This window comes from Halalkalibacter oceani, from assembly GCF_023715705.1.
In the GTDB taxonomy this organism is placed as follows: domain Bacteria; phylum Bacillota; class Bacilli; order Bacillales; family Bacillaceae_D; genus Halalkalibacter; species Halalkalibacter oceani_A.
On record NZ_JAMBOS010000020.1, the window covers coordinates 1 to 21,186 of the forward strand.

The 21,186-nt window shown below is 46.9% G+C and carries 24 protein-coding genes; 19 read left to right on the plus strand and 5 right to left on the minus strand.

The window, feature by feature from the left end; genetic code table 11:
• Nucleotides 1–234: 234 nt before the first annotated feature.
• From M3212_RS15630 to M3212_RS15640, 3 genes are all read left to right on the plus strand, one after another.
• Nucleotides 235–1,092, plus strand: coding sequence for a PHP domain-containing protein (locus M3212_RS15630; RefSeq protein ID WP_251194909.1), 858 nt, complete (start codon nt 235–237; stop codon nt 1,090–1,092).
• 1 nt (nt 1,093) lies between these two features.
• Nucleotides 1,094–1,726: a DapH/DapD/GlmU-related protein gene (locus M3212_RS15635; protein WP_251194910.1), complete on the plus strand. Its 633-nt coding sequence runs from the start codon at nt 1,094–1,096 to the stop codon at nt 1,724–1,726.
• Nucleotides 1,727–1,809: 83 nt separating this feature from the next.
• Entirely contained in the window at nt 1,810–2,511 is a 702-nt protein-coding gene (locus tag M3212_RS15640; protein ID WP_251194911.1) for a GntR family transcriptional regulator, read from the plus strand.
• An 86-nt stretch (nt 2,512–2,597) separates the two neighbouring features.
• Here M3212_RS15640 and M3212_RS15645 read toward each other — a convergent pair whose 3' ends face one another.
• The gene (locus M3212_RS15645; protein ID WP_251194912.1) at nt 2,598–3,158 is read right to left on the minus strand and encodes a pyridoxamine 5'-phosphate oxidase family protein; all 561 of its coding nucleotides are present in this window, start codon (nt 3,156–3,158) and stop codon (nt 2,598–2,600) included.
• Nucleotides 3,159–3,436: 278 nt separating this feature from the next.
• Here M3212_RS15645 and phnG point away from each other — a divergent pair, with 278 nt between their 5' ends.
• The 14 genes from phnG to M3212_RS15715 all read left to right on the plus strand — a co-directional run bounded on the left by phnG (nt 3,437) and on the right by M3212_RS15715 (nt 15,706).
• The gene (phnG, locus tag M3212_RS15650; protein WP_251194913.1) at nt 3,437–3,862 is read left to right on the plus strand and encodes a phosphonate C-P lyase system protein PhnG; all 426 of its coding nucleotides are present in this window, start codon (nt 3,437–3,439) and stop codon (nt 3,860–3,862) included.
• Between the two features lie 13 nt (nt 3,863–3,875).
• Nucleotides 3,876–4,481, plus strand: a complete 606-nt coding sequence (phnH, locus tag M3212_RS15655) for a phosphonate C-P lyase system protein PhnH (protein WP_251194914.1) — start codon at nt 3,876–3,878, stop codon at nt 4,479–4,481.
• Complete coding sequence (locus M3212_RS15660; protein WP_251194915.1) at nt 4,481–5,599, plus strand: carbon-phosphorus lyase complex subunit PhnI; 1,119 nt, start codon at nt 4,481–4,483, stop codon at nt 5,597–5,599. The genes phnH and M3212_RS15660 overlap by 1 nt, the downstream gene beginning before the upstream one ends.
• On the plus strand, nt 5,599–6,444 hold the full coding sequence (locus M3212_RS15665; RefSeq protein ID WP_251194916.1) for an alpha-D-ribose 1-methylphosphonate 5-phosphate C-P-lyase PhnJ: 846 nt from the start codon (nt 5,599–5,601) through the stop codon (nt 6,442–6,444). Before M3212_RS15660 ends, M3212_RS15665 begins: the two co-directional genes overlap by 1 nt.
• Nucleotides 6,445–7,290, plus strand: a complete 846-nt coding sequence (locus M3212_RS15670) for an ATP-binding cassette domain-containing protein (protein WP_251194917.1) — start codon at nt 6,445–6,447, stop codon at nt 7,288–7,290.
• A gap of 37 nt (nt 7,291–7,327) precedes the next feature.
• A complete protein-coding gene (gene phnM / locus M3212_RS15675; protein WP_251194918.1) occupies nt 7,328–8,506 on the plus strand; it encodes a phosphonate metabolism protein PhnM in 1,179 nt (392 codons plus the stop codon).
• A gap of 62 nt (nt 8,507–8,568) precedes the next feature.
• A complete protein-coding gene (locus M3212_RS15680) occupies nt 8,569–9,288 on the plus strand; it encodes a phosphonate C-P lyase system protein PhnL (RefSeq protein WP_251194919.1) in 720 nt (239 codons plus the stop codon).
• Between the two features lie 84 nt (nt 9,289–9,372).
• Entirely contained in the window at nt 9,373–10,398 is a 1,026-nt protein-coding gene (locus tag M3212_RS15685) for a PhnD/SsuA/transferrin family substrate-binding protein (protein WP_251194920.1), read from the plus strand.
• A 24-nt stretch (nt 10,399–10,422) separates the two neighbouring features.
• Nucleotides 10,423–11,211 (plus strand): phosphonate ABC transporter ATP-binding protein, encoded by a 789-nt coding sequence (phnC, locus tag M3212_RS15690; protein WP_251194921.1) that lies wholly within the window; start codon nt 10,423–10,425, stop codon nt 11,209–11,211.
• The gene (locus M3212_RS15695) at nt 11,201–11,986 is read left to right on the plus strand and encodes a PhnE/PtxC family ABC transporter permease (RefSeq protein ID WP_251194922.1); all 786 of its coding nucleotides are present in this window, start codon (nt 11,201–11,203) and stop codon (nt 11,984–11,986) included. Before phnC ends, M3212_RS15695 begins: the two co-directional genes overlap by 11 nt.
• Nucleotides 11,986–12,840: a PhnE/PtxC family ABC transporter permease gene (locus M3212_RS15700; protein WP_251194923.1), complete on the plus strand. Its 855-nt coding sequence runs from the start codon at nt 11,986–11,988 to the stop codon at nt 12,838–12,840. The genes M3212_RS15695 and M3212_RS15700 overlap by 1 nt, the downstream gene beginning before the upstream one ends.
• A gap of 162 nt (nt 12,841–13,002) precedes the next feature.
• Complete coding sequence (locus M3212_RS15705; RefSeq protein WP_251194924.1) at nt 13,003–13,629, plus strand: pyridoxamine 5'-phosphate oxidase family protein; 627 nt, start codon at nt 13,003–13,005, stop codon at nt 13,627–13,629.
• A gap of 263 nt (nt 13,630–13,892) precedes the next feature.
• A complete protein-coding gene (locus M3212_RS15710) occupies nt 13,893–14,801 on the plus strand; it encodes an alpha/beta hydrolase (protein ID WP_251194925.1) in 909 nt (302 codons plus the stop codon).
• Between the two features lie 2 nt (nt 14,802–14,803).
• Entirely contained in the window at nt 14,804–15,706 is a 903-nt protein-coding gene (locus M3212_RS15715; RefSeq protein WP_251194926.1) for an aldo/keto reductase, read from the plus strand.
• Between the two features lie 111 nt (nt 15,707–15,817).
• Here M3212_RS15715 and M3212_RS15720 read toward each other — a convergent pair whose 3' ends face one another.
• Nucleotides 15,818–16,879, minus strand: a complete 1,062-nt coding sequence (locus tag M3212_RS15720; protein ID WP_251194927.1) for a tartrate dehydrogenase — start codon at nt 16,877–16,879, stop codon at nt 15,818–15,820.
• A gap of 2 nt (nt 16,880–16,881) precedes the next feature.
• Nucleotides 16,882–17,802, minus strand: a complete 921-nt coding sequence (locus tag M3212_RS15725; protein WP_251194928.1) for an alpha/beta fold hydrolase — start codon at nt 17,800–17,802, stop codon at nt 16,882–16,884.
• Nucleotides 17,803–17,929: 127 nt separating this feature from the next.
• On the opposite strand from M3212_RS15725, the gene M3212_RS15730 reads away from it, so the two are divergent.
• The gene (locus M3212_RS15730; protein ID WP_251194929.1) at nt 17,930–18,787 is read left to right on the plus strand and encodes a LysR family transcriptional regulator; all 858 of its coding nucleotides are present in this window, start codon (nt 17,930–17,932) and stop codon (nt 18,785–18,787) included.
• 656 nt (nt 18,788–19,443) lie between these two features.
• Here M3212_RS15730 and M3212_RS15735 read toward each other — a convergent pair.
• Nucleotides 19,444–20,205, minus strand: coding sequence for a (S)-benzoin forming benzil reductase (locus tag M3212_RS15735; RefSeq protein WP_251194930.1), 762 nt, complete (start codon nt 20,203–20,205; stop codon nt 19,444–19,446).
• 144 nt (nt 20,206–20,349) lie between these two features.
• Here M3212_RS15735 and M3212_RS15740 point away from each other — a divergent pair, with 144 nt between their 5' ends.
• Nucleotides 20,350–20,646 (plus strand): hypothetical protein, encoded by a 297-nt coding sequence (locus tag M3212_RS15740; protein WP_251194931.1) that lies wholly within the window; start codon nt 20,350–20,352, stop codon nt 20,644–20,646.
• 120 nt (nt 20,647–20,766) lie between these two features.
• On the opposite strand, the gene M3212_RS15745 is transcribed toward M3212_RS15740, so the two are convergent.
• Nucleotides 20,767–21,156, minus strand: a complete 390-nt coding sequence (locus M3212_RS15745; protein ID WP_251194932.1) for an ectoine synthase — start codon at nt 21,154–21,156, stop codon at nt 20,767–20,769.
• Between the last annotated feature and the right edge of the window lie 30 nt (nt 21,157–21,186).

Consider the following 21,186-nt stretch of genomic DNA (forward strand, 5'->3'; position numbering starts at 1 on the left):
GGACTATAATACTGAGACTCATCCGGATTTAATCTATTCTTTGTACGCATAAATAAACACCAACCAATATAGTTTATACGTCTATTATAACGCACTTTTGCGATTGGTGTTGTTTATTCCGTCTAAGTTTTTTTTCGCGTTAACAATTCCTTAAAAAGAATTTAACGGTTTATTAACCTTTCATACTTGGTGCCAAGGTATTTTAGAAGAAAGACTTGCCACAAGGAGGTTGCCATGAAAGTAGAACTCCATTGCCATACGAATATTTCGGATTGTCCGCTTTCAATCGAAGCTGTCTTGGAGCTGGCGCTTGAACAGGGAGTTACCCATCTGGCGGTGACGAATCATGACACAACGAAAGGACTTGAAGAAGCGATAGAAACGGGTAAAGCGCTGGGAATCGAAGTGATTCCAGGAATTGAGGTTTCCGGTTATGACTTTAGCAGAGAAAGACGCGTTCACATTTTAGGGTACTTCATTCAACCTGGCCATTGGAAAATCGATGCGCTCTGTCAGCCGCTGCTGGAGCAAAGACACCGGGCTTCGCGGAAAATGGTGGAGCGCCTGCTGGCAGCCGGCTATGAGATTAGTTGGGAGCGCTGTCTGGAACTGGCCGAAGGAGGAACCGGCGTGTACAAGCAGCATATTATGCAGGCGCTGATTGAAGCGGGATATACCGATTCTATATATGGTCCGCTCTATAAAAAGCTGTTCAGCCGCGGACAGAACGGAGAAGAGCCAGGGATTGCCTATATTCCAATGAACTATATTGAGGCGAAGACGGCGGTTAAGGTGATTCGGCTGGCGGGGGGTGTTCCAGTGCTTGCTCACCCTGGCCAATATCGCAATTTTGAGATGGTTCTGGAATTGGTGGAAGCGGGCTTAGAAGGGATCGAGGTATGGCATCCGTTGCATACAGAAGAGCATGAGCAACAGGCGGCGAAGCTCGCCGGCGAGTACGACCTTGTTATGACGGGCGGATCGGATTTTCATGGCTCATATGGGGAAGCGCCGGTGCTGTTAGGAAGCAAAAGCCCGGGGATCGAAGCAATTGAGTCACTTAAATTAAGAAAAGAAAGATTGGGTGTGTAATATGGTGCTTATTAATCAAACGGAAAAAGAAAAAGAGCTTTCCGCATTGCCCAGTATTGAAGAGTCGAGCCGAATTATCAGGAGTGAGATCGGAGAATGGACTTCCATTGGTCCCAATAACCGGATAATCGAATCTTCTTTTGGCGACTACACCTATACGATGGAGGATGTGACTGTTAATTATACCGAGATTGGCAAGTTCAGTTCCATCGCTTCCCATGTGTGCATAAATCCTGTTCAGCATCCGATGGACCGTGTCACTCAGCATCATATGACATACCGGAAGATTGATTATCGTTTTGCTGAAAGCGACGATGAGGCACTGTTTGACTGGCGCCGCACTCACAAGGTGAAAATCGGTCATGATGTCTGGATCGGACACGGGGCGATTATTATGAAGGGTGTTGAAATCGGCACGGGTGCGGTCGTTGGCTCCGGCGCGATTGTCACGAAAAACGTCGAGCCTTATACAATCGTTGTCGGCTCTCCCGCCAGACCGATTAAAAGAAGGTTTTCAGAGGAGGTCGCCGGGAAATTGCTTGAAATAGCCTGGTGGGATTGGACGAGAGAAAAGCTTGAGGAACATTTTGAAGAGCTTAATGATCTTGAAGCTTTTTTGAAAAGGCATGGTTGATGACGGCAGACATGATCAGAAATGAGTTGCTTCGTAATTGAAGATTGTCGGGTAAAAGCAGGTTCGAAGGGAGCAATGTCAAAATGTCCGAAAAAGCGATGCTGGTCGATCGGCTGATTGCGGAAATTCAGGCAGGCAACTATAAACCTAACGACAAACTGCCGTCGGAAAATGAGCTGGCAGATGATTGTAACGTGCCAAGAATCGTGGTGCGTAAAGCGTATGAACGCTTGCAGGAGCTCGGCTATATTTTTTCTGTCCAGGGGAAAGGCAGCTATGTGCAAAATAAAAAGCTGCAAATCCCCCTCATTTTGACCGGGGATACGAGCTTTAGTGAAAAGATGCGGGAGATGCATTACGATTTTGAAACGAGGAATCTGGCCTGCGACATGATCCCCTATGATTCTTTCATCTATCATGTCCTCAGGGCGAAGAAAGAAGAGACGGTTTATAAAATCAGCCGGCTGCGGATCGTCGAGGGCTATCCGATAGCCGTTCATACGTCCTATTTATCGCAATCTACTTTTTCCAATATTGACCGGGAAGGAACAAAGATTACGTCGGTTTTTCAGTATTACCGGCAGCAGGGCTATACGGAGTTTGAGCCGATGAAAAGTCAGCTCAGCGTTTCATTTCCAACAAAAAAGGAAAGAGACCTCTTACAATGGCCAAGCCTCGTGCCACTTCTGCAGCTGGAATCAGGCTGTACAGACCGAAAATCCGGTACAGTCCTCGAATATTCAAAGATCATGTACCGCAGCGACTGCTTTACGTATCTTATTTAAAGAGAGTGAGGCTGGTCAAAAGGTGAAGAAAAATCACCTTTTGACCAGCCTTCTTTTTATGCAGCAAGCTTTTCAATGCCTGGTTATCACTCCCCGCTACGTTCACCGAGTGGCGTGATCATTCCGTCCATACTGACTGAATTCTTCTTTTGGCGGTAGTCCTCTAATTGCTGCTTGCTTTTATTTTCGGCCCATTGATGAAGGGTATCCCGCTCGCCATCGTATGAATAAAAAGGAACGCTAAATCCACAAGATGTTTTTACTGTTTCAATTCGGGCTCGCACAATTTGCCGGGCGCCGGGAAGGATGTTGAAATGCGGTGCCAGCTCATCCCATTCTGCAGTACCTGGCAATATAACCTCCCCTCTGCCGTAAAGGCGTAAGATAAGTGGAGGACCTTCAAACGCTGCAAACATAAAGGTGATTCTGTGATTCTCTTTTAGATGAGCGCTCGTTTCATTTCCGCTCCCTGTCAAATCTAAATACGCGATATCATTCGGCGAAAGAATTCTCAGGACATTATATCCTTTTGGTGAGATGTTGACATGTCCGTCCCCGGATAATGGAGCTGAACCGACAAAAAACATTCGTTGCTTGCGGATAAATTCTTCGTGACTCGCGAGAATGGATGAATAAACTTTTGCCATTATATCGTCCCCTTTTTCTACTATGCTGTTAAAGCCTGTCGTCTTATTACCCTGTGGGGTAACCATACCTTTTGCTGTTTTAATTTTCTTAATAGTATGGTGTTTTCTTTACTTAAGTCAACGGGATCCTTTCGGAATAAGTGTGATTCGTTGATAAATTCCCTCGTCTTAACACGTTTTACAAAAACGATACAAACTTCACTGTTCTTTAACGTGCGCGCACTTGGCAACAAGATACAGTAAAGTTGTCAAGCAAAACGTTCGACGGAGGTCTTTATATGAAAAGAAGACGCAGAACTGAAATTTTAATAAAAGGCTCGCCGACTCTGGCAGAAGTAATGGCTGCAACCATTCTTGAAAACTATGAAGTGAAAGTCATTCAGGAGTCGGAACATGGCCTGGTGATGATGAAAGTCCGGGAAACGTCGCAAAAAAGCCTGTTTTATCCCGGGGAAGTGCTAGTAACCGAATGCAAGGTACAAGTGGAAGGAAAGGTTGGCATCGGCATTGTGACCGGGGACAAGCCGGAGCTGGCGCGGCATCTGGCGATCATTGATGCTGCGTATCAAGCAAATGTTCCTGAAACAATGAAATGGGACGCTCTGCTTGCTAATGAGGAACAAGCCATTGCTGACGTTAAAGCAACAGAGAGGAAATCGATTTTGAAAACAAAGGTGAATTTTGAAACGATGGATATTTCGTAAGGAGGGATAGTGAGTGACATTTGATTATATTCATGATATCCAGACTGTTTATCGAAAAGTGGTGAATGCTACTTCACGGCCGGGACAGCTGGCTGATTTGGCGGAGGAAGTTGCTTTGCTTGAGGAAGATGGCAAAAATGATTGCCCGGTGTCATTCTTACTGCTGGCATTAACGTTATTCGATCAGGAAGTGACATTCACCGTCATGTCTCAAAAAGCGGAAGTTATTTCGAGAATCATTAATCAATTCACATATGCCAAGCCGGTTGACATCGCGCAGGCGGATTACATCTTAATTCTTCAGGATGCGGAAGAGGGCGCTTTGCAGGAAGCCATCATGCAGGCGAAGTCGGGTACGTTAAAAGATCCGCATACGTCAGCAACCCTCCTTGTGGAGGTCGAAGAGGTAACGAATAATCAAACCTGGCAATTAAAAGGTCCCGGCATTCGATCAACAGCATTTATTGATGTCAAAGCAAACGAAGAATGGTTCGAACTCCGCAAAACGAAAAACAGGGAATATCCGCTCGGGATTGACTTCATCTTTATTGATCAGCAACATCAGCTTTTGTCATTGCCGCGCACAACACAAATTACGGAAAACAGGGTGGTCGTCTAATGGGCTATGTAGCAGTTAAAGGCGGAACACAGGCGATTGAAGAGTCGATTAAGCGCTTGAAATTTGAACGGGTGCAGCAGGGAAAAACAATTGAGATCGATAGAATAAAAGCCGGGATGCGCGGACTGATTGATCAGGTAATGTCGGAAAGCAGTCTGTACGACGAGACATTGGCAGCGATTGCGCTCAAGCAGGCGGAAGGCAGTCCGGAGGAAGCGGTTTTTCTATTAAGGGCGTACCGCTCGACGGTCCCACGCAAGCATTATTCACGAGTAATCGAATCGAACGACATGAGGGTTGAGCGCCGGATTTCAGCCAGCTTCAAAGATATTCCGGGTGGTCAAATTCTCGGAGCGACAACCGATTATACCCACCGGCTACTCGATTTTCATTTATTGGAGGAAAGCGATGAGAGCGTGCGGGAATGGCTGCGGCAATACAGCAGTGAGAGCATCCTCGGGGTAGAGACGACCACTGTTCAAACCTTGCCGAAAGTGCTTGATTATTTGCGCAAGGAAGGCTTGCTCCCTCCATGTGACAATAACGATCAGGAGCCGGATGATGTTACCCGTGACAGTCTCGAGTTTCCATCGACGAGAAGCCAAAGGCTGCAAATATTAACAAGGGGACAAACGGGGGCAGTCACGTCCTTTGCCTACTCGGTCATCCGCGGCTATGGGGATTTGCATCCAACCGTCGGCGAGCTTCGCATCGGGTACCTGCCGGTTACGATCAACCATCCGACAGCGGACAGTGAGGACGAAGAGGATGCTTACTATATCGGCGAAGTAAAGGCGACAGAAGTCGAAATGCTGATGCCGGTCACAGTTGAGAAGGAATATGGAAAAAAGGAAATGGAGTTTGAAATCGGCTACGGCCTTTGCTTCGGTCAAAATGAGACAAAGGCGATTTCAATCGGTATTTTAGATTATTGTCTCGAACACCCGAATGATGAGTTTCCAAGTCATAATGAAGAATTTGTCCTCTATCATATTGATTCAGTAGAGTCGACCGGCTTCATTTCGCACCTTAAAATGCCGCATTATGTGACGTTCCAATCAAAGCTCGACAGTGTGCGGAGGACAAAAAAAGACGAAAAGCCAGAGGTGAGAAGCTGATGAATCCGGCCTATAATTTTGCTTTTTTTGATGAAGGTTCAAAGCGTGAGATTCGCCGCGCAACGCTTAAGGCGATCGCGATTCCGGGCTATCAGGTTCCATTTGCGTCGCGTGAAATGCCGATTGGCAGAGGCTGGGGCACCGGCGGCCTCCAGTTAACGCTTTCGCTAATTGGCAGGAAGGATATTTTAAAGGTGATTGACCAGGGCTCCGATGAATCGGTTAATGCCGTCAATATTAAAAAGCTCGTCGTCGATACAACAGGCGTGGAGACGACCGAACATACAGCGGAGGCGACGCTAATCCAGTCGAGGCACAGAATTCCTGAAGTGCCGCTGACGAGTGAGCAGATTCTCGTCCTTCAAGTACCGCTGCCCGAGCCGTTGCGCTATTATGAGCCGAGCGAAAGCGTCACGAAAAAGCTCCATGCCGAACATGAATACAGTGGAGCGTGGCTGATGCTCTTTGAACAGATTATGAAATATGGCAGCATGACGACCGGGGCCGACCATCCTGTTCTCGTCCATGAACGCTATGTCATGGCGCCGAGCCCGATTCCACGCTTTGATAACCCGAAAATGAACGAAAGTGACGCACTTATTTTGCTTGGGGCCGGGCGTGAAAAGAAAGTGTACGCTGTCCCGCCTTATACAAAGGTTGTTTCACTCGATTTTGACGATTATCCATTTGCTCCGGAAACCTTTGAGGACAAGCAATGCCGCCTGTGCGGCTCGACGGGAGTCTTCTTGGATGAGTTGTTTGACGAGGCGACTGATGAGGCAGTCTACCAATGCAATGACACGAGCTACTGTCTTGAAAAATTAAATGCGGCTGAGGTGAAATGAATGACTGAATTTGAAGTTCCGGTGTTATCGGTGAGGAATTTACATAAGCAGTATGGACCTGGCTGCGAGCATTGCCGCGACGAACATTCGGCTGTCTTAGTGAAAAATCACTGCCAGGTTTGCGGAACGGTCTACGCCTGCCGAAATGTTTCATTTGACGTCTTTCCCGGTGAGGTACTCGGGATTGTCGGGGAAAGTGGCAGTGGGAAATCAACGCTGATGCAATGTCTATACTTTGATCAGGAAGTCACGAGCGGCGAAGCGTTTGTCAGCACGTTTGAAAATGGCGAGACAAATTTGTTTGAGCAGTCCTCCCAGCAGCAGCGCTATATTCGCAATCACATCATGGGAAAGGTCTATCAAAATCCGCTCTTGGGCTTAAGAATGAATTTCTCTTCAATCGGCAATATTGCCGAGAAGCTGATCGCGGCAGGCAGCCGTGACGTCGGCATGATGGAAGACAGGGGAGCGGAGCTGCTTAATAAGGTGAACATTCCCGTTCATCGCCGGAAAGAAGCACCGAAGAATTTTTCGGGAGGGATGCAGCAGCGCGTGCAAATTGCCAAGGCGCTTTCCAACAATCCGCCTTTGCTCTTGCTGGACGAAGTGACAACAGGGCTCGACCTGTCCGTCCAGGCAAGTGTTCTCGACTTAATTAAAAGTCTCCAGCGCGAGCTGAACATTAGTATGGTCCTCGTTTCCCACGATTTAGGCGTGATCCGGATGCTCGCGGACCGGACGCTCGTCATGCTGGATGGAATGGTGATTGAGCAAGGCTTGACCGACCAGATTTTGGAGGACCCGCAGCACGGCTATACCCAGCAACTGGTCCACTCTCTGCTTTAATGTCGGCCAACATTCTGATGGTGAGGAGGAAATGCATGTGTACGTAATCACAAATGGAAGATTGATCACCGAGGATACGGTGTTGCACGGCTATGATCTCTTAATTGAGGATGATCGAATTTCGAGAATTGCTCCAATTGGGGAGATCAAATTCAGCGAGGGAATGGAGATCATTGATGCTGGAGGCGGTTTTGTTTCCCCGGGCTTTATCGATATTCATTCTGACTATATTGAGCATATGGCCGCCCCGCGCCCGACATCGCTGATCGATTTTGATTTGAGTTTAAGAGAAACAGAGAAGGAATTAATTGGGCATGGGATTACGACAATGTTTCACTCTCTGTCGCTTTTTAAAGGAACGGAGTATGAATACAAGCCGATTCGTGAACCGGAAAATGTCCGGAAATTTATCGATTTAATTGCACAGAGCCATAAGACGAAGCACCTCGTCCGCCATCGGTTTCATGCCAGATTTGAGATTGATAACATCGGGGAGGTTGATAATCTAAAGCGCTACATCGCTGAAAAGAAAGTACATTTAGTTTCCTTTATGGACCATACTCCGGGACAAGGGCAATACCGTCACTTGGAAATATATCGCCAAACGGTAAAAAGCTATAACAATGTGAGCGACGCCTCGATTGACGTGATGATTCATAATCACCAGACGAAGGAAAAGCTTTCGATGGAGAGCATGAAGGAAATCGCCGAGCTTGCTCACGAACACCGGATTGCGGTAGCTTCACATGATGATGATACGCTTGAAAAACTGGAGCTTGTTCACAGCTTCGGGGCGACGATTAGTGAATTTCCAATCACGCTGGAGGTGGCAGAAAGAGCGCGGGAACTCGGGATGTATACGATTGCCGGGGCCCCGAATGTGTTACTCGGCGGTTCGCATAGTGGAAATCTTTGCGCGGCGGAAGCGATTCAGAAAGAGTCGATTGATATTCTGTGCAGCGATTACTATCCGGCGGCGATGCTTCACTCGATCTTTGCTTTGGTCGACAAATATGGCCTGGATTTGGCGGACATGATGAAGCTCGTCACGATTAACCCGGCCAAGGCGGTGAAAATGGATCATGACATCGGCTCAATCGTCGAAGGAAAAAAAGCCGATCTGCTCATCATCGAAAGAATCAGCGATCAGTTTCCGGTTATAACGAGTGTTTTCGTCGATGGAAAGCTGATTCAAAAAACAAATTATCGGATGTAGAACCTGCTCGAGTCTCTCATCATTTATCGAGGCTGGAAAAGAATAGGAAAGTAGGTGAGCAAGTGCAAGCTCTTCTGGAAATTAAAGAGTTATCGAAATCATTTGACCTTCATAATCTCGGCAAGCATATCCGGGCGGTCAGCGATATTGATATTCAAGTAAATGAAGGCGAATTTGTCGGAATTACCGGCAAAAGTGGAAGCGGTAAATCAACGATTTTAAAGTGCATTTATGGCACATACAGAATCGGCCAGGGAAGTATTTTGTATGAGTCCAAAGCTTTCGGACCGATTAATCTCGCCGAAGCGAGCGAGCGGCAAATGCTTTATTTGCGAAAGCATGAAATTGGGTATGTCTCACAGTTTTTAAATGTGATGCCAAGAACGACGGCCCGGCAGCTGGTGAAGCAGGCGATTTTGGAAATGGGTGAACAGCAGCAGTTTGCCGAAAAGGAAACAGAAAAGATTCTCGCTCATTTTGAATTAGATCCGCCCTTATGGGACAGCTATCCAACTACGTTTTCGGGAGGTGAGAAGCTCAGACTTAATATTGCAAGGGCAATGGTGAAAAAGCCGCGGCTGCTCCTTCTGGATGAGCCGACGGCGAGTCTCGATCAGGACTCGAAAATGAAGGTCAAGCTGCTGATTGAACAGCTGATGAATGAAGGAACGACAATTCTCGGAATTTTCCATGATCTTGAGTTTATGAACCATTTATGTGACCGCGAGTATAACATGCAAAATGGTGTTTTCTCTTATTCTACCAAATTTACTAATCTTTAATAATTACTAATATCGGCTTAATAGTAGATTGACAATAGCTAGCTATAGTAGAAATGGGAAACTAAAAAAGTGAGGAGATTTATGATGAAAAAATCATTGTTATACGTACTGACGCTTGTTTTGTTATTCATTGCTGGTTGTTCTTCTTCAGGCACTTCAGGTCAGGACAGCATTACAATTGCATGGCTTCCGAACGAATCGGGTACCGATCTAACTGAAACACGTGATGAGATTGGCAGAATTATCGAAGAGCAGACGGGCGCGGAAGTTACACATCAAACGACCACTGATTATATCATCGCGATCGAGGCGATTGCTAACGGAAACGCCGATATGGCTTACCTTGGAGCGGTAGGGTACATTGAAGCGAAAAATAGAAATGACCAGGTTCACCCGCTCGTCGTACCATCTGGTGAGTCCGGGACGCTGGATGACGCTATTTACTATAGCTGGCTTGCTGTTGAAGTCGAAAATGCTGACGAGTATAAAAATGGTGATGAGTTCGCGATTGACAACATCGAGGGAAAGAGATTCTCATTTGTTTCAAACAGTTCAACTTCCGGTTTCCGGGTTCCTTCGACTGGAATTGTTGATTACTTTTCCGAGCAGCCTGGGTTTGAAGATCTGACGCCAGATGATCTGCTTGAAGGTGGCGACAATCATTTCTTTAGCGATGTACTGTATGGCGGTTCCCACCAGGGTTCAGCGGTCAATTTGCTTTCGGGCAATGTCGATGTTGCGGCATTTTGTGATACATGTGTAAATAACTACGTCGAGTTGGTTGAAGGCGAGGAAAACCGCCCAGGTTCGATTTACAGAGTAAGAGAGGACGCTGTTGAGCCGTTCAATACGGTGTCTGGTAAAGAGTTCATTTTGATTTCCGTCACTCCGGTTTTAAATGCGCCATTTGTTATTAATGGAGACAATATTGATGAAGAGATGCAGGCCAAGCTGCTTGAAGTGATGACGTCTGATGAAGTCGCGAACAATGAAAGAATCTTCGCTCCTGCTGATTCAGACATCTCCGGATTGTTTTCAAAAACAGCGGACGAGCGTTTAATTGAAGTCGAGGATGCATGGTTCGATCCGATTCGCGAGCTTTCTAACTAATTTGAAATAAGAGGAGAGTTAACTATGACAGCCTTACTGGAAATCAATCATCTGTCCAAACAGTTTGGAAATGATACAAAGGCATTATCTGATGTTAGCTTCTCCGTCAATGAAGGGGAGTTTGTTTCCATCATCGGTCCATCCGGTGCGGGGAAATCGACTCTCCTCCGTTGTATCAATCGAATGATTGATGCCTCGCACGGAGAGATTACCTTTGACAATATCGACGTCATGAATGTCAAAAAGAAAGACTTAAAGAAGGTTCGGACGAAAATCGGGATGATTTTTCAGCATTATAATTTGGTCAATCGCCTGAGCGTGATTGAAAATACACTGCATGGCACCCTCGGGAAAAAGTCGACCTTAGCAGGTGTTCTCGGACTCTACAGTCAGGCGGAGAAAGAGCAGGCGGTCAAAATATTATCAATACTTGGGCTGGAGGATTTCATTTATAAGCGGGCTGATCAGCTAAGTGGCGGGCAGAAGCAGCGCGTTGGCATTGCCCGGGCGCTCGTCCAGGATCCGCGGATGCTTTTGTGTGATGAGCCGATTGCCTCGCTTGATCCGAACTCCGCGAAAACGATTATGGATCATCTGAGGACAATCTCGACAACGATGGGGATCACTGTGCTGGTGAACCTCCATCAGGTGGATGTGGCGCTCAAATATTCGGACACCATTATCGGCATTAACAAAGGCCAAGTTGTCTTTAATGGAACGCCGAAAGAGATGACGAAAGAAGACTTTCAAAGAATTTACGGCTCGGAGGCTGAAGATTTAATCTTTGATATAGGAGGCATCCATGCAAGCTGATTTCTTTGCCCGTAAAAGAAAAAATACTCTCGGATTTATGCTGATTTTAGGGTTGATCACGTTCGGAGCAATCATCATTACCGAGTACAATGTTATCAGTGGCTTTGAATCGTTTCCAAGAGCGATTATATGGATGCTGGGGAATTTCCATCCGACTCAGGAATCTTTAGTCCGTCTGCCAAGTATTTTAAACAGCTTAATTGAAACGTTGCTCGTATCAATCGCGGCGACAACGCTTGGCGCGGTATTTGCGATCCTGTTTGCAGTACTGGGCTCCAATACGACCAGAGTTAATGCGTTTTTCGGAAGTATTTGCCGCGGAATTGCGACGGTCTTTCGGAATATTGATGTGGCGGCCTGGGCGATGATTTTGCTTTTTTCCTTTGGACAAAGCTCATTAACCGGTTACTTCGCCCTGTTTTTCGCTTCGTTCGGCTTTTTAACAAGATCTTTCGTCGAAACGATTGATGAAGTTAGCGGGGGTTCGGTTGAGGCATTAAGAGCGACTGGGGCAAGCTATTTTTCGATCGTTGCACAATCGGTCATTCCGTCCAGTCTTCCGCAAATGATCAGCTGGGTTCTCTTTATAATTGAAACGAATGTCCGCAGCGCGACGCTGATTGGTCTATTAACCGGCTCCGGTATCGGATTTACCTTTAACTTATATTACAAAAATTTGAATTATGATATTGCCGCTCTTGTCGTCATTGCGATTGTCGTCGCCATTCTCCTTATTGAAACCGTATCTAATTATGTAAGGAGAGTGATTTTATAATGGATGTAAAGGAGCAAACGATTGGAGAAAAGCCGCTGCTGCCTTCCGGTAAACGTCTGAAAGTGAAGCTGATGACGAAATCAACGATTGTAATCCGGCTGACACTGTTGACGTTGGCATTCCTGACAGTCTATGCTTTTTTCAGCTTTGATTACAAGGAAATTAATTTTATCGAAGCGATGCTGATCACATTGGCAAACTTGAAGGCGATGTTTTTGGAACCGCATTTTCAGCATTTTACGTTCGGTCATGCCTTTTACCAGGTGTTTATTACACTGGGTCTCGCCTTTTTAACGACGTTATTTGGGGCGATTATCGCGGTCTTTCTCGGCCTGTTGGCCGCTGAAAATTTAACGTCCAAACGGGTCTCGGCTGTCATTAAAGGGATGGTTGCTTTTATCAGGGCGGTACCGACCGTGCTATGGGTGCTCATTTTTGCGATCGCCGCAGGGCTCGGCAGTGTCGCCGCCGTAATCGGCATGACATTTCATTCAGTCGGTTACCTGGTGAAAGCCTATTCCGAATCCTTTGAGGAGCTTGATAAAGGAGTCGTTGAAGCACTGAAGGCGAGCGGGGCCAGCTTCTGGCAAATTATCTTCCAGGCTGTCATTCCGTCCTCCCTCACCTATATGATTTCCTGGACGTTCCTGCGCTTTGAAATCAACTTCGCCGTCGCGGTGGCGATGGGAGCGGCCGCCGGAGCCGGAGGAATCGGCTTTGACATGTTCATGGCAAGTACCTTCTATCTCGACATTCGCGAAATCGGCACGATTACTTACTTTATTCTCATCATCGCGATTTTGCTCGAAATCGTCGCTACTCAGTTTAAGAAAAAGCTGAAAGTGAACGGCTAAAATTGAGACGGGGTGTGTGAAAAAGGAAGGCTTCCTTTTGACACATTCCGTCTTTTTTATTTTTAAATGAAAAAAACGAAATTTTTCCTTTATAATAAAGGGAGTAGACAGTGTAATAATCATGATGAACTAGCAAAAAGCAGAATGAAGGGGAGGAATTGGATGGCTTTGCAACGATTTCGTCAGACGATTGATTCCGAGGAAGAGCTTCGCGAAATTGTCGGGATTCCCAGTAAGCTGGTCAAGAACAAGGTGATCTCTCATTTGGACAGCCACTGCAAGGAGTTTATCTCCAAATCGCCATTTTTGCTGATGTCGACAGCTGATGAGGAAGGCTTCTGTGACGTGTCCCCGCGGGGAGATCAGCCGGGATTTGTTTATATTCTCGATGATAAGCATCTCATTATCCCGGAAAGACCGGGGAACAGAAGGATCGACTCAATGCGCAATATTTTATCAAATGCCAGAACAGGGCTGATTTTTATTATACCCGGGATGGAAGAAACACTGAGAGTCAACGGGAAGGCGACCTTGGTGAAGGATGAAGACCTCCTTGATAAAATGAAAGTGAACGAGCGCAAGCCGCTTTTAGCAATTGGTGTGGAAGTGGAAGAATGCTTTATTCATTGCGCCAAAGCATTTAAGCGTTCAGGCTTGTGGGATGCCGACTCCTGGCTTGAGAAAGAAGCATTGCCATCGGCCGCCAACATTTTATCCGCCCACGCAAAAATTCCAAATGAAGATGTTGCCGATTTGCTTGAAGAAAGCTACACGAAGCGGCTTTATTAATGGAGACTAAGGATTTACAGACAGGTTGGACGACTTGTCTGTAAATCTTTTTTGTTTTGGGCCTGAGGTGACGGGCAAGCACGCTTTGGCGGACAGCGCCTTTTCTTTTTATTGCTGTTTTAGTACGATTGTAAGGAAGGATTATGGCAGCAGATGATGGAAACCTCCTTCGGCTTCAGGATCGAAAATACATAAGAGCGGAGGCAAACAGCTTCTTTATGGACATGGATATGCTGAAACAGTCACTCAACAGGATAAGATCAATGTCTCCGGCATTTGCTGAGGAACAGCCGGAGCTGGCTGAGGCGATTGCCGAATATCGGGCTTTCTATCATTTGTCGGCAAATCAATGCACCTATCAATGCGGCTATATTAGAGCAGGAGAGCAACGTATCTTCGTCCAGCGCTTCATCCCTGAGGGGAAGAGGAAGCAGGAAACAGTGCTACTGCTTCACGGCTATCTCGACCATCTCGGTTCCCTGTCGAAGACGATTCACTTTTTAATGGAGCAGGGCTATACGGTCGTCGGCTTTGATCTGCGCGGACACGGTCTTTCGACAGGAGACAGGGCAACGGTTAAGCAGTTTCGGGAGTATGAGGATGATCTTCATTGCGTATACGAACAGGTTCTCGCCGGCAGGCAGCCTGTCCATCTGCTTGGCCACAGTACAGGGGCAACGGTCGGGCTGCATTATTGGCAGCGGCGGAGAGCGGCATTTGAAAAGGTTATTCTGATTGCGCCGCTTTTGCGGCCGTTTATGTGGCGGCTCTCAACGATCGGGCTGGCGCTTGGCAAACGCTATATAAAGAAGCTGAAGCGGGTCTTCACAAAAAACTCCGAAGATCAGGCCTACTTGAGCTTTACGAAAAGCGATCCGTTACAGGAAAGGGAGCTTCCCCTTGATTGGCTAATGGCGTTGAAGCAAATGATTGACGGAGAAAACGAAGGGCAACCGGTTAAAGAGGCGCTCGCTTTTTTACTGATACAAGGTGATAGGGATCGCACAGTCGATGGCCGGTACGGAAGAAGCTGGGCAATCACCCATTATCCGAAGAGCACCTATGTGTTGATGGACGGTGGCAGGCACCAGCTTTTGAATGAAGAAGCTGTAATCCGTACCCAGACTTTCAGATTGATTGAACACTATTTACGAAGCAAACAGGGGGAATAAGCATGGAACGAATAAAGCTGGCCGAAGAATTGTCTTTTTCACGGCTCGTGTACGGGCTGTGGAGGCTGGCCAATTGGAAGCAATCAAGCGGACAGACACTTGATCTGCTGAAGTACGTTTATGAGCAGGGCATTACAACATTTGATCACGCCGATATTTATGGAAGCTATACATGTGAAGAGCTGTTTGGAGCTGCTCTTGCCAAGGAGCCATCCTTGCGGCAAAAAATTGAAATTGTCACGAAATGCGGGATAGTATTGCCTTCGCCACAGCGGCCGGCACATAAAACGCATCATTATAATACATCCAAGTCCCATATTATAGCCTCAGTGGAGCAGTCGCTTAAAAATTTGCAAACGGATTATATTGATGTTCTGCTCATTCACCGTCCTGATCCGCTGATGAATCCGGTGGAAGTGGCGGAAGCATTTGAGACGTTAAAAAAGGACGGGAAGGTGCGATACTTTGGTGTTTCCAATTTCAAAAGCGATCAGCTGACGATGCTGCAATCGTATGTGTCAGAAAAGCTGGTGACCAATCAGGTCGAGCTTTCTCCGCTTGTTTTGGAAAACATCGAGGACGGCACATTGAATGCTTGTTTGGAGAACAGACTCGCTCCGATGATCTGGTCACCGCTCGCCGGCGGCAAGCTTTTTTCAGATATGAGCGAAAAAGGAGTCCGCGTCCGTGAAACATTAACAGAAGTGCAGAAGGAGATTGGCGCCGGCTCAATTGACGAGGTCGCCTATGCCTGGACTTTACGCCATCCGGCTAAAACAATGCCGATTATCGGCACGCAGAAGAAGGAGCGGATTCAAGCAGCAATCCAAGCGCTGCAATATGAGCTCACCCTTGACCAATGGTTTGCGATTCTCCACAGCTCGCTCGGCCATGAAGTGCCGTAAGAGGGTAGACAAAGCTAGTAGCGGCTGGGCAAAAGGGAAAAACAACCTTTTGACCTAGCCGCTTTGTGTGAACCCGGCACCACTGCTGGCATCAGGAGAAGGAAGGATGTCTTACCCGAGCTTCCTTAATCGGGCAATCAGTTCATTCGTCACTTCAATTGTCGAGAAGGTGCCGCCGAGATCAGGGGTGGTGATTTGATCGGCGAGAAGCGACTCAATGGTACTGAGCAATGTTGAGCCTAGCTCTTCCTCGCCAAAATGGTCGAGCATCATCTTCGCCGTCCATATTTGCCCGATCGGGTTGGCCAGACCTTTACCGGCAATATCTGGAGCTGAGCCGTGTACTGGTTCGAACATGGATGGGTATTTGCCATTGACATTAATATTTGCTGAAGGAGCGATCCCGACGCTGCCCATGATTGCTGCGCCAAGATCGGTCAAAATATCGCCGAATAAATTACTTGCCACGATGACGTCAAACCGGTGCGGCGTAGTGACAAAAAAGGCGGCCAGCGCATCGATATGCTGTGAATCCGTTTCAATGTCAGGATAATCACGAGATATCTCGCTGAAAATCCGGTCCCAAAACGGCATTGTATGAAAAATACCATTTGATTTTGTCGCGCTTGTCAGCTTTTTGCTGCGCTTTTTCGCCAATTCAAAGGCGTAGCGCATCGCCCGCTCCGTCCCTTTGCGGGAGAAGATCGCATTTTGAATGGCGATTTGGTCCCCACCTTGATAGATTTCGCCGCCTACTGAACTGTATTCTCCTTCACTATTTTCCCGTACAACGATCAAGTCAAAATCGTTTGGATTTACTAAAGGAGAGCGCACTCCGTTTAACAGCTTGGCCGGCCGGACATTGATCACCTGTTCGAATTCCCGGCGAATCGTCAGCAGCAGCCCCCATAACGAAATGTGATCGGGCACGACGCTGGGGTCGCCGACAGCACCTAAAAAGATGCTGTCAAAATCGGTCAACTGTTCAAGACCGTCATCGGGCATCATTTTCCCGGTCTCTGTATAGTAATCGCAGCTCCATGGAAAACGGGTGAATTCGAACGAGAGTCCGCCATGGAGCTCAGCAATTGCCGTTAATACTTCCTCGGCCGCTGGCACAACCTCTTGCCCGATTCCATCACCGGGGATACTTGCTACCTTAATCTTCTTCATTTCTATGACTCTCCTTCATGAAAAAAGTTTTGTAAAAACGGTAATAGCTCCTGGAGAACGGCTTCGGGCTGCTCCTCAGGTACATAATGACCGCAGTCGGCAATCGCTTTCCCGCTAACGGTCGTTGCGACCTCTTTCCAGTAATCGAGTACGGGATGACCAGCTAAATTTCCATGATCGCCCCATAATAACAGGCAAGGCTGTGTCAGCTTTCGCTGTGCCTGACGATCAGCCCGGTACTTTGGCAAATCGACTTCATAGGTGGCGCGATAGTCATTTAGCGCGGCCTGATAACCGCCCGGCTCCTTCCAAGCCCGGAGGTATTCCTGCCACACACCCTCTTTCTTCAATTGCGCGACCAGTGCAGGGCTACGGTTAAATAAAAACTGTAAATAAACTTCTTCACGGCCTTCAATTAATGCCTCAGGTAAGTCAGGCACTAATTGGAACGTCCAATGCCAATATTTTCTCGCGGCTTCCGAAACGGAAAGCTGATCGTAAATTAACTCTAACGGAAGAATATCGATAAGGCTAAGCGCGGCGACAGTATCGGGATAATCCAGCGCAAAGCGTCTTGCCACCCTTGCGCCGCGGTCATGGCCGATAAGCGCGATTTTTTTTAGCTGCATCGAAGTGAGCAATTCGTAAATATCCCGCGCCATCGTCCCTTTATCATAGCCGTTGATTCCCTTCGGTTTCTCCGAATCGCCATAGCCTCTTAAGTCGACGGCGATTACATGATAGCGCTTTATTAATTCAGGAAAAAGGTAACGCCACATCAGCCAGTTTTGCGGGAAGCCATGTAGAAGCACGACGGTTTGATGATGTTGCTTCCCTGCTTCCACATAGTGAAGCCGCACATCGTTTACAGCTGCATATTGCTTAGTAAGTCCTGCCTGCTGAAGGTTCTGCCAATCATTCATTTACTGATCACCTCATATCGTAATAGCTTGCTACGTACAGTCTATCGCGTGTACTATATAATTAAAAATGATTTATTTTGAAAAATTCAATCACTTTTTTTGATGGAAAAAGGGAAGGGAGGCGAAAATGGATATTAAGGATTTACTTATTTTCAAAACGCTCGCCGCCGAAAAGAACATTACGAAAACAGCCGAGCGGCTGAACTATGTGCAATCGAATGTGACGGCAAGAATGAAAAAGCTGGAGGCGGAGCTCAACACACAGCTGTTTTACCGTCATCCCCGCGGCATCAGTCTGACGGGAAAGGGGAAATTATTAGTAAAGCAAGCGGAGGAAATTTTGCTGCTTGTTAACGAAACCAAAAAAGCGATCCAGGATTCAGACGAGCCTCATGGCTCGCTTTCCCTAGGAACAAATGAAACAGCCGCAGCAGCCCGGCTGCCGCAGCTATTGGTCAATTATAATGGAAAATTCCCGAATGTCGAGCTATCCTTGCGCGTTGCGCTAACGACACAGCTCGTTCAGGATGTGCTGGAGCATAAGCTTGACGGAGCCTTCGTCATTGGGCCGATTGAAGACAGTCAGCTGGAAGCCATTCCAATCTACCAAGAAGAGCTCGTAATCATTACCAATCCCAAGCAAGACATTAAGCTAAGTGCGAAGAATATTTTGACACGCCCCAACTGTCCGTATAAAACAAGACTCGACCGCTGGCTCGAGTCAAATCAAATGTCTCCAGGCAACCGCTTGGAACTCAGTACGCTGGAGGCGATTTTGCATTGCGTCGAGGCCGGACTCGGTATGGCGATACTTCCAAAGGCTCTTGCCAGTCAGCAGATCAATGAAGGGGCGCTCACCATTCATACGCTCTCTCCTGACGAGCAGACAGTCGATCTCTTTTTCATTCATCGAAAAGACATTTATCTTGACCAGGCCTATCGCGCTTTTTTACGTTTGTTAAAAGAGGAAGAACATAGCCACTAAATACAACCCGCCGCATTTTTCTAAGCGGCGGGTTGCTTTTATTTGGTTGAGTGAGGGGAAGTGAGCGGGGAAAAAGCATGAGATCCAGCTATCTATCGATATATCAATGACGACCTTATAAAGTGTGCGATCGATGGCTTAGCGAGTAAGTCGATGCCCTCTCCGTATTTTAATCCACGCACTCCACAAAGAGTGCGATTGGGACCAATCAAAGCCGTAGCCTCGCAATCTAACATTTCAATCCACGCACCCATAAAGAGTGCGATTGCTGCTCTCACAAATGACGCGCGAATCGGAGCAATTTCAATCCACGCACTCCACAAAGAGTGCGATTCCCTGCTCCCATTGCATCAAAGTTACTTCATTATTTCAATCCACGCACTCCACAAAGAGTGCGATGCTGATGACGGCGAACCACTTGTCCCGCTCCCGCCTATTTCAATCCACGCACTCCACAAAGAGTGCAATAGCCCATTTCCCCCTAAATAAAGGAAAACAGTGCTGATGAGTCCTTTTTATTAACTTTTCTTGGAAATAGAATAGCATAATCTCGTTTAGCGTTACATATTTTTTCATATTTTAGTCTTTTTTTGGTGCGAGTGATCCGGGGTTTTGATGTGTGCTTGGGGTTCGCACCGGTTAGACGCTATGAAAAGCTAAGAGAGATATTTGCTGACGTCGGTCACTTTGCCGTCCGGGAAATCCGTTGATTCGAGCAGATCGACAATCACTTTGGCGACCTGATCTGGAGCAAGCAGCTTTCCTTCTTCCTTATAGCGGCGGAACGTATCGACATGAATGAAATCATTTTTATCGATTGAGCGGATTTCTCCTTGCATCGCCGTGTCCATAATACCCGGGCCGAAGGAGCAAATCTTTGCCGGGTGAGCGGCTTCGGCTTGTTCGACGGCGACGTTGCGGCTGAATAAATCAAGTCCAGCCTTCGCTGCGCCATAGCAGCTCCAGCCGTAAATCGGACGTTGGCCGGCGCCGGAGGAAACGTTGATAATGCGTTTGTCTGCCGGACTGTTTGCGGTGTGCTTGAGAAATTCAGCGGTCAAAAGCATTGGGGCCGCGAGGTTGACGTTTACGTTTTTTTGAAGTTCATCGCTCTCGACTCGCTCTAATGGGCGGGCGGGAGCGAGCAGGCCGGCGTTGTTGATAAGATGAATTTGCTTTGCTTCCTCCAGTTGAATGGTGGTAAAAATTTCGTCCATTAACGCCGGAAGGGCCGCAACATTGCTTAAATCGGTAGCATAGAAATGGTAGCCGATGTTGTGCTGTCCGGCAGCCTGCTTAAGCTCCTCGTTTTCGTTGCGGGAGATACAAATTAAAGTTTGGGCTTCTTTTGTCAGTAATTGTGTGGCAATTGCTTGTCCAAGTCCTCTGGATGAGCCTGTAATAATTGTGTACTTCATCTTTTCCTCCTACTCTTACATAGCTGCTTGTTTTCTTTTTAGTTTAACAGATTAAGGGAGAGGAGTGGATAAAATGAACAAATGTCTTGATTCTTTTGCCGCTTTTTGTATAGTGAAAAGAGAAAGAAAATGAGGAGGGGGAAAATGAATCTTTTTAAAGCGCATTTTGTTCATCCATATACGCAGGTTCCATTAATTGTGTACTTTAATGAAAGTGATGGACATGTGACCTTTGAGAAAGATCAGGAAGTGCTCGACATTTTAATAAAAATGGAGAAGAAGATCGGCAAGGACCGTAAGTTTGTACGTGATCTTCATCGTACGAGTCATCTGTGTAAAACCCAGTATCCGGTCGCTTCTTTTCAGGACGTATTTGACTTTTTAGAAGGAATAGGGGTCGATAAAGAAGACCTGACCTTTCAGCAGCTTTATGTCCATTAATGACTGTCCAGTCCCGTCGGCTTTCTTTAGTCGGTGCGGGCTTTTTTTTAAAAAAAAAGCCTGAGACAAAGGTGGTATCCCTTTTCTTATCTCAGGCTCCTCTTAAATTGCGCTCTTTTCTTACTCATCCTCAACGACAGGATACACGCCGTTTTCATCGTGCGTTTCCGCCCCGGTAATTGGCGGGTTAAAGACGCATACCATGCGCATGTCGGTTTTTGCGCGGAGAAGATGCTCATCGTGCTGATCAAGGGCGTAAATTTCATCTTTCTTGATCGGCCATACTTTATTGTCCTTTAAGGTGACGACTTCTCCCTCGCCTTCAATGCAGTATACGGATTCAAGGTGATTCTGGTACCAAATATGAGTTTCCGTTCCGGCTTTAATAATGGTATCGTGGACTGAATAACCCATGCCGTCTTTCTTTAAAAGCAGGCGGCGACTCGTCCAGTTGTCTGCTTTTACTTCCTGCTCTGTTCCGATAATGTCTTTTAGGGCAACTACTTTCATCTATGATAACCTCCATCAATGTCTGTTTCG